The sequence below is a fragment of the Bacillus sp. 05T21 genome (assembly GCF_056396785.1).
Window position 1 is genome coordinate 25960 of the sequence record NZ_JBFTMD010000032.1, and the last position, 17065, is coordinate 43024.

Here is a 17065-nt window from a genome sequence, read left to right on the forward strand (position 1 = left end):
GCTAATGGAGGGGCTGGTGAATTGTTTGGCTAAAGAGAAAAAGGAGTTACAGAAGGATTTAAAAACTCGGCATATAACAATGATTTCGATTGGCGGGGTTATCGGGGGCGGTTTGTTTGTAGGAAGTGGAACGATTATTCAATCGACGGGTCCAGCAGCGATTTTGTCCTATATTATCGGCGCTTTAATGGTTGTGCTCGTGATGCGGATGTTAGGAGAGAGGGCAGCGGAAAATCCTGATAGCGGTTCTTTCGCAACGTATGCGAACAAAGCAATTGGGCCGTGGGCAGGCTATACGATTGGTTGGTTATATTGGTTTAACTGGGTCATTATTATTGCAATCGAAGCGGTGCTTTTAGGCGTGATGATTAACAATTGGTTCCCTTCAGTGCCAGCATGGATTGCGAGTTTATGTATGGTTCTTTTAATGACGATGACGAATGTATATTCAGTAAAACTCTACGGTGAGTTTGAATATTGGTTAGCGTTTATTAAAGTTATTGCGATTGTTGCGTTTTTAATTTTAGGCGTTTCGATGTTTTTTGGTCTTGTTCCAGGGGTGGAGAGACCGAGTCTTGCTATTATTACGGAGCACGGTGGTTTCTTCCCGAATGGAATTGTCCCTGTCTTACTGAGCGTTGTGTTTATTTCTTTCTCTTTATCGGGAAGCGAAGTAGCAGCGATTGCAGCCGGGGAATCGGAAAATCCAGAGAAGAATGTTATACGAGCTATTAATAGCGTTGTATGGCGCCTTATGCTTTTCTTCGTAGGTTCGGTAACGATTTTAGTTACGTTTATTCCGTGGACGGATAAGGAGTTATTAAAACTTCCGTATGCAAGTTTATTTAATATGGCAGGAGTACCTGCAGCCGCAGAAATTATGAATGGTGTTGTATTTTTATCACTACTTTCCGTTATGAACTCAGGTATATATACGAGTTCGCGTATGTTATTTTCACTTGCTAAAAAAGGCGATGCTCCGGCTAGTTTCTCACGATTAAATAGTAGAGGGACACCGGTTGTAGCGATCTATGCAAGTATCGTATTTGCATTTATTTGCGCGATGTTGAAATTCATATCTCCTGATAAATTGTTCGCATTTTTAGCGAATAGTTCAGGCGGGGTGACGATGCTTATGTATATGTTCGTTGCCATTTCACATGTCAAGTTAAGGCGAGAAAGGGAAAGAGAAGGGGCTGGAAAGCTGAAAGTGAAAATGTGGCTATTCCCTTATCTCACATATGCAACGCTTCTAATGATTATTACGATATTTGTTTCACAAGCATTTATAGTAGATATGCGGATGCAGTTTTACATGACATTACTAGCTACGATTCTAGTAATAATAAGTTATTTCCTAAGAGTTAGAAAGTTAGATGAGCAAAAGTTGAATGATTTTACGATGATAAAAGATTCGGAAGTTAGTTTAGAAGAAAAATAAGAAAAGGGGTATGTACCATGTTGAAAGAGAAGAAGGATATTACAACTACAAAATCTAGCATATTACATGAAAGAAGAAAAAATGCGGTGCCAGAAGGGCCTTACAATATTACAGAGTTGTATGTGCAATCAGCAAAAGGCGCGATTATTACGGATGTAGATGGTAATGAGTTAATTGATTTTGCGGGCGGAATTGGCATGCAAAACGTCGGGCATTGTCATCCGAAAGTAGTAAAGGCGATTCAAGATCAAGTGGAATCTTCTATTCATAGTTGTTTTCATGTAGCGCCGTATGAAAGTTATATTACACTGGCGGAAAGACTGAATGAGTTAACGCCAGGTGATTTCAAGAAAAAAACGATGTTTGCGAATAGCGGAGCTGAAGCAGTAGAAAATGCGGTGAAGATTGCTAGAAAAGCAACTGGAAGAAGCGCGATCGTTTCGTTTGAGCGTGCATATCACGGGCGTACACTTTTGACGATGTCACTGACAAGTAAGGTGAAACCGTACAAACATGGATTTGGACCGTTTGCATCAGAAGTATATAAATTACCATATCCGTATTATTACCGCGCTGACGACGGGCTAACACAAGAAGAAGTAGACACGCAAATTTTAGCGTATTTCGAACGCTTTATGTTAGAGGAAGTAGCAAGTGATAATATCGCTGCGATTATTTTGGAACCGCTTCAAGGGGAAGGCGGATTTATCGTTCCGACGACTACGTTCATGCAAGGTGTTCGGAATATTTGTGATAAGTACGGAATCATTATGATTGCGGATGAAATTCAAACTGGTTTCGCTCGTACGGGCAGCTTATTTGCAATGGATCATTTCGGCGTAGCTCCTGATTTGATGACTTTCTCAAAATCGATTGCTGCTGGCATGCCGCTGAGCGCGATAACAGGAAGAGCGGATTTGATGGATGCACCTGGACCAGGTCAATTAGGTGGTACTTTCTCAGGAAGTCCAGCTGCTTGCGCGGCTGCATTAGCTGTTTTAGATGTAATCGAAGAAGAGAATTTAGTAAATCGCGCTGTAGAAATTGGCGAGCGCATGATGGAAGTGTTTAATAGCTGGAAAGAGAAATATGAACTAGTTGGTGATGTCAGGGGCCTTGGTGCTATGACTGCAATCGAGCTTGTAAAAAATAAAGAGACGAAAGAGCCAGCAGCGGAAGAAGTTAAAGCGATTATGAAGGAAACGCATAGTAAAGGGGTGATTACGATAAGCGCTGGTATTTATAGTAACGTACTTCGCTTCTTGCCGCCTCTTGTTATAACGGATGAACAGCTTGAAGAAGGGCTTACTATTTTAGAAGCTGCTATTGCGAAACTATCAAAATAAAAAATGGTGGGGGCAGGGGAATGAAGTTTTTCAATTATATAAACGGTGAGTGGAGAGAACCTTCCACGAATGCATATGTGAAAAATTATACTCCGCATAACGGGGAAGTGTTAGGTGAATTCCCGTTTAGTTCAGTAGAAGATACACGAGTTGCAATCGCATCAGCGAAAGAAGCTTTTCATAAATGGCAAAAGTTATCGTTTCACGAAAGAGCAAGCTATTTATGGAAAGCGGCAGCTATTTTAAAAGAAAAGGTAAATGAAATTGGCCGGGATGTAACGAATGAAGAAGGAAAGACAATTGCAGAAGGAATAGGAGAGACGAAGCGAGCGATTAGCATTCTTGAATATTATGCCGGGGAAGCAAATCAGCCGATCGGAGAGATTATCCCGTCTGCTAATGAAAGTACAATGCTCTATAGTAAACGTGTGGCAGTAGGACCAGTCGGATTAATTACGCCGTGGAACTTTCCAATTGCGATCCCGGCCTGGAAAATGGCGCCGGCACTTATTTACGGAAATACGATTGTCATTAAGCCAGCTGAAGTTACGCCAAAATCGGTGTATCATCTTGTGAATGCTTTTCATGAGGCAGGCATTCCAGCGGGCGTTATAAATTGTGTGTTCGGCAAAGGATCTGAAGTTGGAGCAGAATTAACGGGAAACCCTGATATAAAAGCGGTATCCTTTACTGGCTCTAATCAAGTTGGAAATATCATTCAGAAAGCAGCCGTTGAAACGCGGAAAAAAGTGCAATTAGAGATGGGCGGGAAAAATCCGTTAGTTGTATTAAAAGATGCTGACATTGAAAAGGCAGTAACTATTGCGATAAAAGGTGCGTTTATGTCAACGGGGCAAAAATGTACTGCAACAAGTAGAGTAATAGTCGAAGAGGATATTTATGAAGCGTTCAAGAGTCGACTGTTGCAGCGTACAGAAGCTCTTACAGTTGGGAACCCGTTAGAACCGGATACATTTATGGGTCCATGTGTTTCCAAGGGTCAGCAGCAATCTATTTTATCGATGATTGAAGTAGGAAAAGGAGAAGCTTCTTTACTGTATGGAGGCAGCGTGCCAGGCGAATCTGGGCTGGAGCGAGGGTGCTATGTTTTACCGACTATTTTTGAAAATGTCGATAAAGATGCCCGCATTGCGAGAGAAGAAATTTTCGGTCCTGTTATATGTTTATTTAAAGTGAATAGTTATGAAGAAGCAGTTTCTTTAGCGAATGATACAGAATACGGACTAAGTGCATCGATTTGTACGAATAATTTAAGTTTGTCGCAAAGGTTTATTGATGATATGGAAGTTGGAATGGTTCATGTGAATTCAGAAACTGCAGGAGCAGAACCACAAGTTCCGTTTGGCGGAATGAAAAACTCTAGTGCTGGACCGCGTGAACAAGGAAAAGCGGCGAAAGAATTTTATACGAGAATAAAGACAGTATACGTAGATCAAGTATAAGTAACTAAAAACATAGTAACGGAGGATGAAATATGCGTAAAGGGACATTTTTTATGGCAGGACATTCGAGACTTCCGAAAGGGATGGCTGTTCGCAGTATGTATGAAACATTAACGATTACAATTGAGGCAGATCATAAATATCACGTCATTATTGAAGCATCATGTACGCTTGCGACAGAGCACGGTAGAGACTTCGTCGCTCAAATTTTGAGAGGACATAGTTTGCAAGATGGTATTGAAGAAATCGTTCAAGATATTATGGACCATTATCAAGGAAAAGCGCAAAATGCTATCGTTAGTGCGGTAAAGGATTTACATCGCCAATACGTAAGTTATTTAAATGATGAACAGCCCAGAGGAGAGTACGAGGAAACAACACCATAAAAACTGTCTAGTTTATATAGCCATAAACGAGAGCCAGTTGTATTCCCGTTAACGGGATACGACTGGCTTATTTTATTTGGGAGGTAAGAAAGATGAAAAAATTAAATGAAGTTCAAGTTGTAAAACTAGAGACGAAAAAAAGAGGGTGTGCAGAAAGTAAAGGGAGTTGTAAAATGTGTAAAGTATGTCGAGAAAATAGTAAAAAACGAATTGACAGTTAGAATGTTTTGAATTATTATTTAATTGATAAGATCCATACGAGAAATTAGCCTTCTCTATATCCGATCTTGCTTTCCTGTTTTACAAATATTTTCATAAAAACTGTCTATTATTATTGTACTTTAAGAGATTAAAGAACATTCGTAATTATGAGCCAGTTGTACGTTTCTACGATTTTATGTCGTGGTATGCGTATAACTGGCTTTTTCGTTGTTAGGACAGTAAGACCGAATCTCAGTATAAGAAGATAAGGATAACTGTCTGTAAAAAGCGTCAATACGTTCTTCATATTTAAATTAGGGAGGAATTAAAATGTCGATTATTACAGAACAAAATGCGAAGATGAAATTTGCAAAGAAATATGAGGGGTATGAAATTGCTCCTCATCCAGAGCATAAACGTTTATATCATATTACGCTAAACCAGCAATTGCTTAAGCAGTTTTTTGAAGAGGTAAAAGAGCATTCAGAGCAGTCACTGCAATATATTCCTTATTCTCGATTTAATCTTGCGGATGGAATGAGAAAGATTTTTGGGCAATCATTTATGGATAACATTCGCGGCATTATTCATGACCGTGAAACGGGCGGATTTACGATTGGGGTGCAAGGTGAAACGGCAGATCCAGCAGACTATGTGAAATTTGCAACAGCATTAACACATTTAATCGGGGAGCCAAACTTTGATGCAATGACAGGAACGTATTATGCTAGGTTTAATGTGGAAGATACGGATAGTAGTGATTCTTACCTTCGTCAAGCATACCGATTGTTTACACTTCATACAGACGGTACATTCGTTGATGAACCGACAGATTGGCTTCTTATGATGAAAATTGAAGAGCAAAATGCAGTAGGAGGGGAATCACGTTTACTACATTTAGACGATTGGGAAGACCTTCAAAAGTTTAGAAATCATTCACTCGCATCTGTTAAAGTTACGTATAAAGCACCACCAAGTAAAAATGCGCAAGAAATCGTCTATCGTGAAACATTTTTTGATGTAAATAACGCACCATGTATTTGCTTTATTGATCAGTTCGCTTATCCAGATAATATTGAACAAGCAAACTATCTGAAAGACTTATCATATTCTGTTGAAAACTCACCAGCAACACATGCATTGAAATTACCAATTGGTGACTTAGTTCTTTTAAATAACTTATTTTGGATGCACGGAAGAGCTGCATTTGAAAAAAATAAAGATTTATATAGAGAACTAATGCGTCAACGTGGTTGTTTTTCTAAATAAGTTTGTACGGCGGGTCTTAAAAAAGGCCTGCCTTTCATCATATTAAGGGGGAAGTAGGATGTATGACTTTATAATTATTGGCGGAGGAATTGTTGGGCTTTCAACGGGAATGGCTTTAACGAAAAAATTCCCTCGTGCGAAAATCGCGATCATTGAAAAAGAAAAGGAACTTGCACATCATCAAACTGGACATAATAGCGGAGTAATTCACTCTGGAATTTATTATAAACCAGGGAGTTATAAAGCGAAGTTTGCCAAAGAAGGAAACGCAGCTATGGTTCAATTTTGTAAAGAAAATGACATCGCTTATGACATGTGCGGAAAAGTAATTGTCGCTACAGAAAAGGACGAACTTCCTCTTTTACATAACTTATATGAAAGAGGCTTACAAAACGATTTACATATTGAAAAAATAGATAAAGAAGAATTAGCTGAAATTGAACCGCATGTAAAAGGACTTGGCGCAATCCGTGTTCCTTCTTGCGGAATTGCTGATTATAAAGGAGTAAGTTATGCATTTGCCCGTTTGATCCAAGAAAGCGGGGGAGAAGTACATTTAGGAACAGCGGCAGAGCGTATTACGGAGAAAAAAGACGCCGTAACAATTGAGACAAATCAAGGTGTATTTAAAACGAAATTTCTCATTAACTGCGCCGGCTTACATAGTGACCGTATTGCGAAAAAGACAGGCATATTAACGGATATGAAAATCGTTCCGTTTCGTGGTGAATATTACGAACTTGTCCCAGAAAAACGCCATCTCGTAAAACATTTAATCTATCCAGTTCCAAATCCAGAATTCCCATTTTTAGGCGTTCATTTCACAAGAATGATAAACGGAGACGTACATGCAGGACCAAATGCAGTATTAAGCTTTAAGCGAGAAGGTTATACGAAAACGGACTTCGATATAAAAGACTTCATGGAAACAATGACATACACAGGCTTTTGGAAAATGGCGATGCCAAATATGAAAGAAGGCATAAAAGAAATGGTGCGCTCATTTAGTAAACAATCATTTTTAAAAAGCTTACAGCGCTTAATACCAGAACTTACAGAGAAAGATATCGTGCCAACACATGCAGGTGTAAGGGCACAAGCCATTTTATCAAACGGAAATATGGTTGATGACTTCTGCATTATCCCTGGCATCAATTCCCTACATATTTGCAATGCACCGTCTCCGGCTGCAACGGCTAGTATAAAGATTGGTGAGGAGATTGTACGGCAAGTGCCGGATGTGGTGGCGGTTAGGGTTTGATGGGTCCCCTGAGGTTTTTGGGGGATTTTTTTAGGTTTGGATGCCCGGGCGGGGCTGGTTGTAGCTTAATGGCCGCTAACTGTCTACTGTATAAAAAAGTAGACAGTAGTGTATGCTTTTTTTAAAAATGTATACAGATTTATACTCTATGCGTTGGCATGATACTTGCAATGAAAATAGTATTAACATATAGGGGAGAGATAGAAATGAAGGTTAGTAAAGTGTACACGACAATTGATGCTCACGTAGCTGGGGAACCCCTTCGAATTATTACGGGCGGAGTACCAGAGATAAAGGGAGAAACGCAATTAGAAAGACGCGCATACTGTATAGAACATTTGGATCATCTTCGTGAGGTTCTTATGTATGAACCGAGAGGACATCACGGCATGTACGGTTGTATCATTACTCCGCCCGCAAGTCCTCATGCTGATTTTGGCGTATTATTTATGCATAATGAAGGCTGGAGTACGATGTGTGGTCACGGAATTATCGCTGTTATTACAGTTGGAATTGAAACAGGTATGTTTGAAGTGACAGGTGAAAAACAAAAATTTATTATTGATAGCCCTGCCGGGGAAGTCATTGCGTACGCAACATTTAACGGGAGCGAAGTAGAGTCAGTATCATTTGAAAACGTTCCTTCGTTCGTATATAAGAAAGACGTTCCTATAAAAATAGATGACTATGAATTTCAAGTAGATATTGCGTTTGGCGGAGCATTCTACGCTGTAGTGGATAGTAAAGAGTTTGGTTTGAAAGTCGATTTCAAAGATTTAGCTGCAATTCAAACGTGGGGCGGTAAAATTAAACACTACATTGAAAGCCAAATGGAAGTAAAGCACCCACTTGAGGAAGATTTAAAAGGGATATATGGTGTTATTTTCTCAGATGAACCGAAAGGAAAAGACGCTACTTTACGAAATGTAACGATCTTTGCTGATGGGCAAGTAGACCGTTCCCCTTGCGGTACAGGAACATCCGCAAGAATCGCAACTCTTTTTGAAAAAGATGCCTTACAAAAAAGAGAGATGTTCATCCACGAATGCATTACTGACGGCCAATTTGAGGGAGAAGTATTGTCGGTAACAGAGGTAGATACATATGAAGCTGTCGTTCCGAAAGTAACGGGGAATGCATTTATTACAGGATTCCATCAGTTTGTTGTAGATCCGAGGGATGATTTGAATCGGGGGTTTTTGTTAGGATAAAGTGAAACTTTAATCAGCGGAGGGGGTTTATCCTCCACTGATTATTAGTTGAACCAATCGGGTTTTTACGGGCAGTTGATCTCCCATATAACGTCTTTGTCCAACCTAATTTTCAGATGGGAGTCTTACTGCCCGTTAATACGGGGTAGAAGGAGGAGGTGGAAAGATATGCTAGTAATAAGCGCAAACGAACAAAGAAACTTAGTAAATATGAACGAAGTCATTGAATACGCGGCGCTTGCTTTAAAAGAGTTTTCAGCAGAAAGAACGATCACACCAATTCGCGGCTCATTACCATTTGCGAACGAGAAAAATACCGCGTTAATTATGCCTTCAGTAGCGGAAGAACTTGAAGCACTCGGTTTAAAAGTAGTAACGGTAGCTCCTCATAATAAAAAGATAGGAAAGAAAACGATAAACGGAATTGTTATGCTATCAGACTTTCAAACGGGAGAACCACTCGCACTTTTAGAAGGATCGTACTTAACGATGATTCGAACAGGCGCCTTATCAGGAGTAGCGACAAAACATTTAGCTCGTCATAACGCAAAAACCTTATGCATTATCGGTACCGGTGAACAAGCGAAAGGAATTGCAGAAGCTGTATTCGTGGTTAGAGATATCGAAAAAGTAATTTTATACAACCGAACGGAAGAAAAAGCCTATGCATTCGCGCAATATATACAAGAGAAATTTAACAAACCGGCTTACGTTTACACAAATCCAAATGAAGCAATAAGTGAAGCAGAAATCATCGTTACAACTACGAACGCATCCACACCAGTCTTCTCAGAAAAACTACAAAAAGGCGTCCACATAAACGCCGTTGGCTCATTTAGACCGAGCATGCAAGAACTACCATCTCACACCATCGCTAAAGCAAACAAAGTAGTAGTCGAATCAAAAGAAGCAGCACTAGAAGAAACGGGTGACCTTCAAGTTCCGATAAAAGAAGGATTATTTGAAGCGAGCGACATCCACGCCGAACTTGGTCAGATTATAAGCGGGGAAAAAGCTGGTAGAGAGAACGATGAAGAGATTACTATTTTCAAATCGGTTGGTTTGGCAGTAGTGGATATTATCGTTGCGAAGTATTTATATGAAAAAGCGGTGGAGCGTGGAGTGGGTACTACGATTCAGTTGTGAGGCTGCCTTTGGGTGGTCTTTTTATTTTACCCCCCGCATAAATATATTTTATCGCAAGAATTCATTAATAGATTTCAAACTGTCTATCTTTGCGAAAAAGTTTGACAATACATACGGGTAGTGATAATTTAAAACCTATAAGAAAACTCGGTATTAATTCCGAGTTTTCTTATAGGTGTAAATAGTCGAGAGGGGTCGAAATATGAAGAAGAAGTTGTTTGCATTACCATTTGTCCTACTATTACTTATTGCATTAGCGGCTTGCTCAGGGGAGAAAGATTCTTCGAAGCAAGCAGGAACTAGTAAATCAGGGACTCCGAAAGATGGAGGAACGTTAACAGTTGGTGTTAGTGATAATCCAGATACGATGAACCCGCTTTATGCGAATGATCGAGTGTCATTAACAATACAGCAAGCTTTATATGCACCGCTGTATCATATGGAAGACGGTAAGAAAAAATTTGTTCTTGCTGAGAGCTTTACGCCTTCAGAGGATCAATTAACATGGACTTTAAAATTAAAGGATAATTTGAAATGGCATGATGGTAAGAAAATTACATCAGATGATATTGTATTTACATTCAAATCTATTCTAGATGAGAAGCAAAATAGTTCAAGCCGTGAAAACTTTATTTTTAAAGGAAAGTCGCTTGAGGTGAAAAAAGTGGATGAGCTAACGACTCAATTCGTTTTACCACAAGTAAGTGCATCTTTCGAAGGGGTTATGAACGATTTCTTCCCAATCCCGAAACATGTATTTGAAGGTGAAGCAGATTTAGTGAAGAGTAAGAAAAACCTACAACCTGTAGGATCAGGTCCATTTAAATTAAAAGAGTTTAAATCAGATGAATATGTTGCGCTAGAGCGATTCGATGATTATTTTGCTGGTAAAGCGAAATTAGATTCTGTCGTGTACCGCGTTGTAAAAGACCGTAATACAGCAAACGTTTCATTGCAAAATGGTCAAATTAATATGAAGATGATCGAACCGCAAGACTTTAAGAAATTAGATAGCACTGGGAACTTCTCAATGGTCACATTCCCTGAAGGTAGATTATTCTACTTAGCTTATAACTTTAATACAGATCTTATGAAGAAAAAAGAAGTGCGTCAAGCAATTGCGCATGCATTAGATAAGAAAGAAATGATTAACTCAGCGTTCGTTTCTAGTCAATTTGCAGAACCAGCAAATTCAATCTTAACGCCAGACGCTATGTATTATGCGAAAGATATTAAAGAGTATAAGTATGATCAAAAAGAAGCGAAAGATTTATTAGCAAAAGCTGGTGTGAAAGATAAAGAAAAAATACGCGTTATGTATGTAACGAATAATAAAATTATGGAAAGCTTAGCGCTATATACACAACAAAAATTACAAGAAGTTGGTTTACAAGTTGAACTGAATGCATTAGATGCTAGTGCAGCAAGTGAAAAAGGCTTAGATAAAGCGAATAAAGACTATGACATTACATTCGGTGGTTACATAATGGGACCAGAGCCAGATTCATATAAGAGCTTATTCTTAAGTAATGCAGAATACAACTATGCACGTTATAAAAACGCTGACTTTGATAAGTTATGGGAAGAAGCTGCGGTTGAAACAGATAAAACGAAACGCGCAGAGCTATACCATAAAATCCAAGATACAGCTAGAGAAGACTTACCTTATCTTCCAATCGCATATCCGAAAGCAGTTATTGCAGTAGATAAAAAGTTTGATGGATTAAAAGAAGCAAAAGCAATTCCAGTTACAATGTTTGAAGATCTATCGAAGATTTATGAAGTGAAATAAGAAACTATGAAGAAGCTGGTGGAAATCAGCTTCTTTATCTTGAGGGGGGAAGTTTGTGTATAAAGTAATTGCAAAGAGGCTTTTAAATGCGATTCCGCTTTTATTTGTTATTTCTATTATTTCTTTTCTATTAATAAAACTAGCGCCGGGCGATCCCGTTCGAAACTTTGTAACGCCGAATATGAGTCCGATTGACGTTGAACGTATTCGCAAAAGTTTAGGACTAGATCAGCCGATTTACGTGCAATATTTTTTATGGTTAAAAAATATTTTAACAGGGAATTTTGGATACTCACTTCAAAACCATCGTCCTGTTTTAGAACTTATTACAGAAAGATTACCCGCAACAATCGGGTTAATGGGATCATCTTTACTCGTCTCATTTGTAATCGCAATACCGCTTGGATTATTTACAGGTGTGAAAAAGAACTCGTTCTTTGACCGCATTGTGAACTTCATCTCCTATGTGGGAATCTCAATGCCAGTCTTTTGGTTCGCGTTACTATTAATCTATTTATTCTCTTTAAAATTGAACATGCTTCCGAGTATGGGTATGCGCACAGTCGGTCAAGATTCCTTCTTGGATATTGTCCAGCACGGCATTTTACCTTGCATGGTGCTAGCGTTCCAAAACATCTCTGTTTATATGAGATATATTCGCTCAAGTACCATCCAGCAATTAGAGGAAGATTACGTACAAATTCAATATGCGTACGGTGCTTCACAGAAAACAGTTTTATTTAATCACGTACTTCGAAACGTATTAATACCGATCATTACAATTTTCGGATTATCTATTCCGAGTTTAGTAGGCGGAGCTTTTATTACGGAAACAGTATTCTCATGGCCGGGACTTGGTTCACTCGGGGTAAATGCTATTTTTAGATTTGATTATCCAATTATTATGGCAATCACATTATTATCATCGTTCATGTTAATTCTCGGTAATTTAATTGCTGATATTTTATATGGCGTAGTAGATCCACGCATTCGAATGAGGGGGTGATTTGGAATGAACAATAGGAGATTTCAAACGATAAAAAATAGTTTTACAAAAAATAAGTTTGTAGTAATGGGAGTTATTATACTGGGTGTTTTAACAATCGCGTCTCTTTTCGCATTCGTATCACCGTACGATCCTAGTAAAATGTCGATTCCAGATCGTTTACAAGAACCGAGTTTAAGTCATCCTTTCGGCACAGACGATTACGGAAGGGATTACTTAACGAGAGCGTTATATGGCGGACGAGTTTCCCTTGCTGTTGGTTTTCTAGCGATGGTTGTTTCCATTACAATCGGAACCGCAGTAGGAACAATTAGCGGATATTTTGGCGGAAAGTTAGACAACTTCTTAATGCGAATTGTTGAAGTTTTAATGTCAATTCCATCATTCTTTTTAATGCTGTTATTAAATGCGTATTTAAAACCAGGCATTACAACGCTTGTTCTTATTATTGGATTATTAACGTGGATGGATACCGCGCGTATCGTAAGGGCAGAAACGTTATCTGTAAAAGAGCGTGAGTACGTTTTATACGCAAAAGTGTCGGGACAAAAATCATTGATGATTATTGTAAGACACATCATTCCGAACATTTTATCAACCATTATAATCGCAGCGACATTAACAATTGCGACATCGATTTTAATGGAATCATCACTTAGCTTCTTAGGGTTAGGTATTAGAGAACCAGATTCTTCTTGGGGCAGCATGCTAAATAATGCGCAAGGATACATAGGTGAAGCTTGGTATTTAACACTTTTCCCAGGGTTCCTTATTCTATTAACAGTACTAAGTTTTAACGTAATCGGTGAAGCGTTGAAAAAAGCTTTCGCACCAAAAGGGGCTCATCATGAGAACTAATGCTTTAAGTGAGGGGGAGTGAAAAGCGTGTCTGAAAAACTATTAGAAGTAAAAAACTTAAAGACTTCTTTTTTCATAGAAGACGGCGAAGTAGAAGCGGTTCGCGGCGTTTCATTTAGCTTGAAAAAGGGTGAAGTCGTTGGGATTGTTGGCGAATCGGGAAGCGGAAAGAGCGTTATGGCGAAATCCGTTATGGCTCTCGTTACGCCTCCGGGGAAAGTGAAAGAAGGAGAGATTCTTTTTCAAAATGAAAACGTGCTTTCTAAATCGGAGAAAGAACTACGTTCTATTAGAGGAAATCAAATTTCACTCATCTCCCAAGATCCAATGTCGGCACTAAATCCAGTTGTGAAAATTGGAAAGCAAATGACGGAAGTAATTATTCGGCATCAAAAAGTGAAAAAGAAAGAAGCACAAAATATCGCGGTCAACTTACTAAAACAAGTCGGTCTTTCTTCACCGGAAGAAAGGGTAAAACAATATCCGCATGAACTAAGCGGCGGTATGAAGCAGCGGGTTATGATCGCAATGGCAATGTCTTGTAACCCAGACCTTCTCATTGCGGATGAACCGACGACAGCACTTGATGTAACGATACAAGCGCAAATACTAGATTTAATGAAAAATTTAAAAAACGAAACGAATATGTCGTTACTTCTTATTACACATGATCTTGGAATTGTTGCGCAAAACTGTACACGCGTCATCGTTATGTACGGCGGACTTATTATGGAAGAAGGACATGTACTTGATATTTTTCAATCGCCGAATCATCCATACACGAAAGGCTTATTAAACTCTCTGCCAAAAATATCGAACGGAGTAAAAGAAAGACTAGCGCCGATTCAAGGTGTAACGCCAAACTTACTACATCCGCCGAAAGGATGCCCATTCGCAGAGCGTTGCCCGCATAAAATGGACATTTGTGAAAAAGAACGTCCACCATATTTTGAAATCGGAAACGGAAGACGCTCTATGTGCTGGCTAAACGATGAAATAGTAGGTGATTCCCATGCATGAAGAAAACTTAATTGAAGTTCGGAACTTAAAAAAGTATTTTCCTATTAAAAAAGGACTATTCAGCAGAAAAACAGAGCAATTAAAAGCAGTTGACGACCTAAGCTTCACAATTAAAAAGGGTGAAACATTCGGGTTAGTAGGAGAATCTGGCTGCGGAAAATCAACGACAGGAAGAAGTATTATTCGTTTACACGACGTAACGTCAGGTAACATTTTATTTGATGGAAAAGATATCGCGGATCTAAAAGAAAGTGAACTAAAAGAATATCGAAAACGAATGCAAATCATTTTCCAAGATCCATACGCATCATTAAACCCGACAATGAACGTATTCCAAATTATTAGCGAACCGATGAACATTCACGGCTCTTACAAAGAGGAAGAAAGAAAAGAAATCATTCTAGACCTTCTCAAAAAAGTAGGCTTAAAAGAAGAACACTTATATCGATATCCGCACGAATTTAGCGGAGGGCAAAGACAGCGCATCAGCATCGCGCGCGCATTATCTGTAAAACCTGACTTCATCCTATGTGACGAACCAATCTCAGCACTCGATGTCTCAGTCCAAGCACAAGTCGTAAACATGCTGCAGGACATTCAAGAAGAAACAGGCGTCACATACTTATTCATCGCACATGACCTATCCATGGTAAGACACATATCAGATAGAATCGGAGTCATGTACTTAGGAAACATAGTAGAAATTGCCGACAGCGAAGACTTATACACAAAACCGGCACATCCATACACACAAGCACTACTCTCATCCATGCCAGAACCAGATCCAACAAACATAGGAAAAGAACGGATCATTCTGCAAGGCGAAGTACCAAGCCCACTCAACTCACCATCCGGCTGCAAATTCAGAACGCGATGTAAATTCGCCACTGAAAAATGCGCGCAGGAAGTACCGAAAATGGTGGAGATTGCGAAGGGGCATGAGGTGGCTTGTCATTTGTTTTAGAGGGAGAGCATCGGGGGAACCTGGTGGTATTTCAGTTGGTAATATGATAGCTGGTTATGGCTTGTAGCGTTAAATAATTTATATAATAAACAATAAACATAAAAAAGAGCTAAGGTTCTCATACAGCCTTAGCTCTTTTTTATGTTTGTTAAACAATATCCTTTCAAAAAAATATTTAAGTCTATATTTATCCCGCTATTTGCCGGGCAGTAAAACTCCCACCTCAAAATTCAGGTGGAGCAAAGAAGTTAGGTGGGAGATCGACTGCCCGTAAACGCCCGATTGGTGAAGGCTAATAATCAGTGGGGGATGAACAAAACCCCCACTGATTAAAGTTTCACTTTATAATTTTTTCTATCTTAATGCATAAAGACAGGGGAGGATTATATTTAATTCCCTTCCATACTTCTGAGGGGGTGGACATCAATGAGATGTAGTTTTTTGTTCATTTATTTTTAACATCTTTATTTACAGTGTTTTGAGTGTAATAATAAAAAGTTTGCTTTCATATTAGAAAAGGTTAGTCCCTCACTTCACTCCAGTTAAAAACCTCACACCCAAAAACAAAGGGGAACTCAATTGTTCAAACTCATATAAAGTTTCAATCTTGTCTAAGCATCCATTAGGATATACAATTGATCATCTATTTTTCTTTACATAATCTCCAGATACAGTCCATATCAACTATAGATTCTTGTCTTATGCTAAATGTAATCAAAAAGCAAGTAGATAAAGATAATGACTAAAACATTAACTCTAGATACTTTTTTGATGAATATTACAAATAAACAGGAGGTAATGAAAAATGATTAAAACATTATTAGCAGGAGCACTTTTAAGTACAGGATTGGTAGCGGGAGGTGCAGTAGGTGCAGATGATGCGAAAATGGACAATTTAAAGTCAAATGAAAATAGTTCCAATCAAGTAATTACACAGAGTGCAGATGGAACAACGTCTTTCTCACAAAACTTTGATTTACCTAAAGATGCAGTGCCAGCAACTCCTAAAGGAGACGTAAAAACTGTTGAAAGAACAGAAGGTACAGGTTCTCAGGAAGGAAAAATGGTACCAGCAAAAGAAGGTGCAGATTCTCAATCTGGATTTGAAATGGGAGCCCCTGAAAAACCAGAGCATGCAAAAACTGTTGAAAGAACAGAGGGTACAGACTCTCAAGAAGGAAAAATGGTACCAACAAAAGAAGGTACAGATTCTCAATCTGGATTTGAAATGGGAGCCCCTGAAAAACCAGAACATGCAAAAACTGTTGAAAGAACAGAGGGCACAGACTCTCAAGAAGGAAAAATGGTACCAACAAAAGAAGGAAATTAAATAATATATAGTTATGACGAAGAGCATCCAAAAAGTGGTGCTCTTTTTATATTATAGGGATTAACTAGTTTTACTGAATATAGAACTGTAGGAGGAATTGAGGCTAGAACATGAGGGACTATCTCTTCAAATCATGGTGTTTGAAGCACTAGTTTTGGTGGTAACGTTACAACATAAACATTTTATTAGAGATTTTTTAAATTTACATACACTCTAGATAGACTACATATCAACTTCAGATACTTGTTTTATGATACAAGTAATCAAACAAAAGGAGGGCAATACAAAATGATTACAACAGTATTAACAGGGCACTCTTTTAAGTACAGGAGATTATTAACAGGTGGAGAAAATGTTGAAGATGTACAGAC

Annotated in this window: 15 protein-coding genes and 1 pseudogene; all 16 read left to right on the forward strand. The window is 38.8% G+C overall.

Annotation, left to right across the window (positions count from 1 at the left end; translation table 11 throughout):
• Positions 1 to 16 precede the first annotated feature (16 nt).
• Positions 17 to 1441 carry an amino acid permease gene (locus AC1DKZ_RS29065; RefSeq protein ID WP_476997605.1) on the forward strand — a complete coding sequence of 475 codons (1425 nt, stop codon included), beginning with the start codon at positions 17 to 19 and terminating at the stop codon, positions 1439 to 1441.
• A 17-nt stretch (positions 1442 to 1458) separates the two neighbouring features.
• On the forward strand, positions 1459 to 2787 hold the full coding sequence (gene gabT, locus AC1DKZ_RS29070; protein WP_431181415.1) for a 4-aminobutyrate--2-oxoglutarate transaminase: 1329 nt from the start codon (positions 1459 to 1461) through the stop codon (positions 2785 to 2787).
• 20 nt (positions 2788 to 2807) lie between these two features.
• Entirely contained in the window at positions 2808 to 4250 is a 1443-nt protein-coding gene (locus tag AC1DKZ_RS29075) for an aldehyde dehydrogenase family protein (RefSeq protein WP_431181416.1), read from the forward strand.
• A 32-nt stretch (positions 4251 to 4282) separates the two neighbouring features.
• Positions 4283 to 4636: a DUF3870 domain-containing protein gene (locus AC1DKZ_RS29080; RefSeq protein WP_377866687.1), complete on the forward strand. Its 354-nt coding sequence runs from the start codon at positions 4283 to 4285 to the stop codon at positions 4634 to 4636.
• Positions 4637 to 4728: 92 nt separating this feature from the next.
• On the forward strand, positions 4729 to 4857 hold the full coding sequence (locus AC1DKZ_RS29085; protein WP_476997606.1) for a hypothetical protein: 129 nt from the start codon (positions 4729 to 4731) through the stop codon (positions 4855 to 4857).
• Between the two features lie 310 nt (positions 4858 to 5167).
• Positions 5168 to 6106 (forward strand): glutarate dioxygenase GlaH, encoded by a 939-nt coding sequence (gene glaH / locus AC1DKZ_RS29090; RefSeq protein WP_431181418.1) that lies wholly within the window; start codon positions 5168 to 5170, stop codon positions 6104 to 6106.
• Positions 6107 to 6164: 58 nt separating this feature from the next.
• Positions 6165 to 7367, forward strand: a complete 1203-nt coding sequence (lhgO, locus tag AC1DKZ_RS29095) for an L-2-hydroxyglutarate oxidase (RefSeq protein WP_431181419.1) — start codon at positions 6165 to 6167, stop codon at positions 7365 to 7367.
• Between the two features lie 158 nt (positions 7368 to 7525).
• Positions 7526 to 8578: a proline racemase family protein gene (locus tag AC1DKZ_RS29100; RefSeq protein ID WP_476997607.1), complete on the forward strand. Its 1053-nt coding sequence runs from the start codon at positions 7526 to 7528 to the stop codon at positions 8576 to 8578.
• Positions 8579 to 8746: 168 nt separating this feature from the next.
• Positions 8747 to 9724 (forward strand): ornithine cyclodeaminase family protein, encoded by a 978-nt coding sequence (locus tag AC1DKZ_RS29105; protein ID WP_431181421.1) that lies wholly within the window; start codon positions 8747 to 8749, stop codon positions 9722 to 9724.
• 202 nt (positions 9725 to 9926) lie between these two features.
• On the forward strand, positions 9927 to 11516 hold the full coding sequence (locus AC1DKZ_RS29110; protein ID WP_476997608.1) for an ABC transporter substrate-binding protein: 1590 nt from the start codon (positions 9927 to 9929) through the stop codon (positions 11514 to 11516).
• 55 nt (positions 11517 to 11571) lie between these two features.
• On the forward strand, positions 11572 to 12522 hold the full coding sequence (locus AC1DKZ_RS29115) for an ABC transporter permease (RefSeq protein WP_002125592.1): 951 nt from the start codon (positions 11572 to 11574) through the stop codon (positions 12520 to 12522).
• Positions 12523 to 12528: 6 nt separating this feature from the next.
• The gene (locus AC1DKZ_RS29120; RefSeq protein WP_002186601.1) at positions 12529 to 13380 is read left to right on the forward strand and encodes an ABC transporter permease; all 852 of its coding nucleotides are present in this window, start codon (positions 12529 to 12531) and stop codon (positions 13378 to 13380) included.
• 27 nt (positions 13381 to 13407) lie between these two features.
• Positions 13408 to 14400, forward strand: a complete 993-nt coding sequence (locus AC1DKZ_RS29125; RefSeq protein ID WP_001291124.1) for an ABC transporter ATP-binding protein — start codon at positions 13408 to 13410, stop codon at positions 14398 to 14400.
• Positions 14393 to 15364 carry an ABC transporter ATP-binding protein gene (locus AC1DKZ_RS29130; RefSeq protein WP_476997609.1) on the forward strand — a complete coding sequence of 324 codons (972 nt, stop codon included), beginning with the start codon at positions 14393 to 14395 and terminating at the stop codon, positions 15362 to 15364. Before AC1DKZ_RS29125 ends, AC1DKZ_RS29130 begins: the two co-directional genes overlap by 8 nt.
• Positions 15365 to 16169: 805 nt before the next feature.
• Positions 16170 to 16694 carry a hypothetical protein gene (locus AC1DKZ_RS29135; protein ID WP_012260416.1) on the forward strand — a complete coding sequence of 175 codons (525 nt, stop codon included), beginning with the start codon at positions 16170 to 16172 and terminating at the stop codon, positions 16692 to 16694.
• A 243-nt stretch (positions 16695 to 16937) separates the two neighbouring features.
• A pseudogene (locus AC1DKZ_RS29140) lies at positions 16938 to 17065 on the forward strand (histidine kinase); the annotation flags it as partial.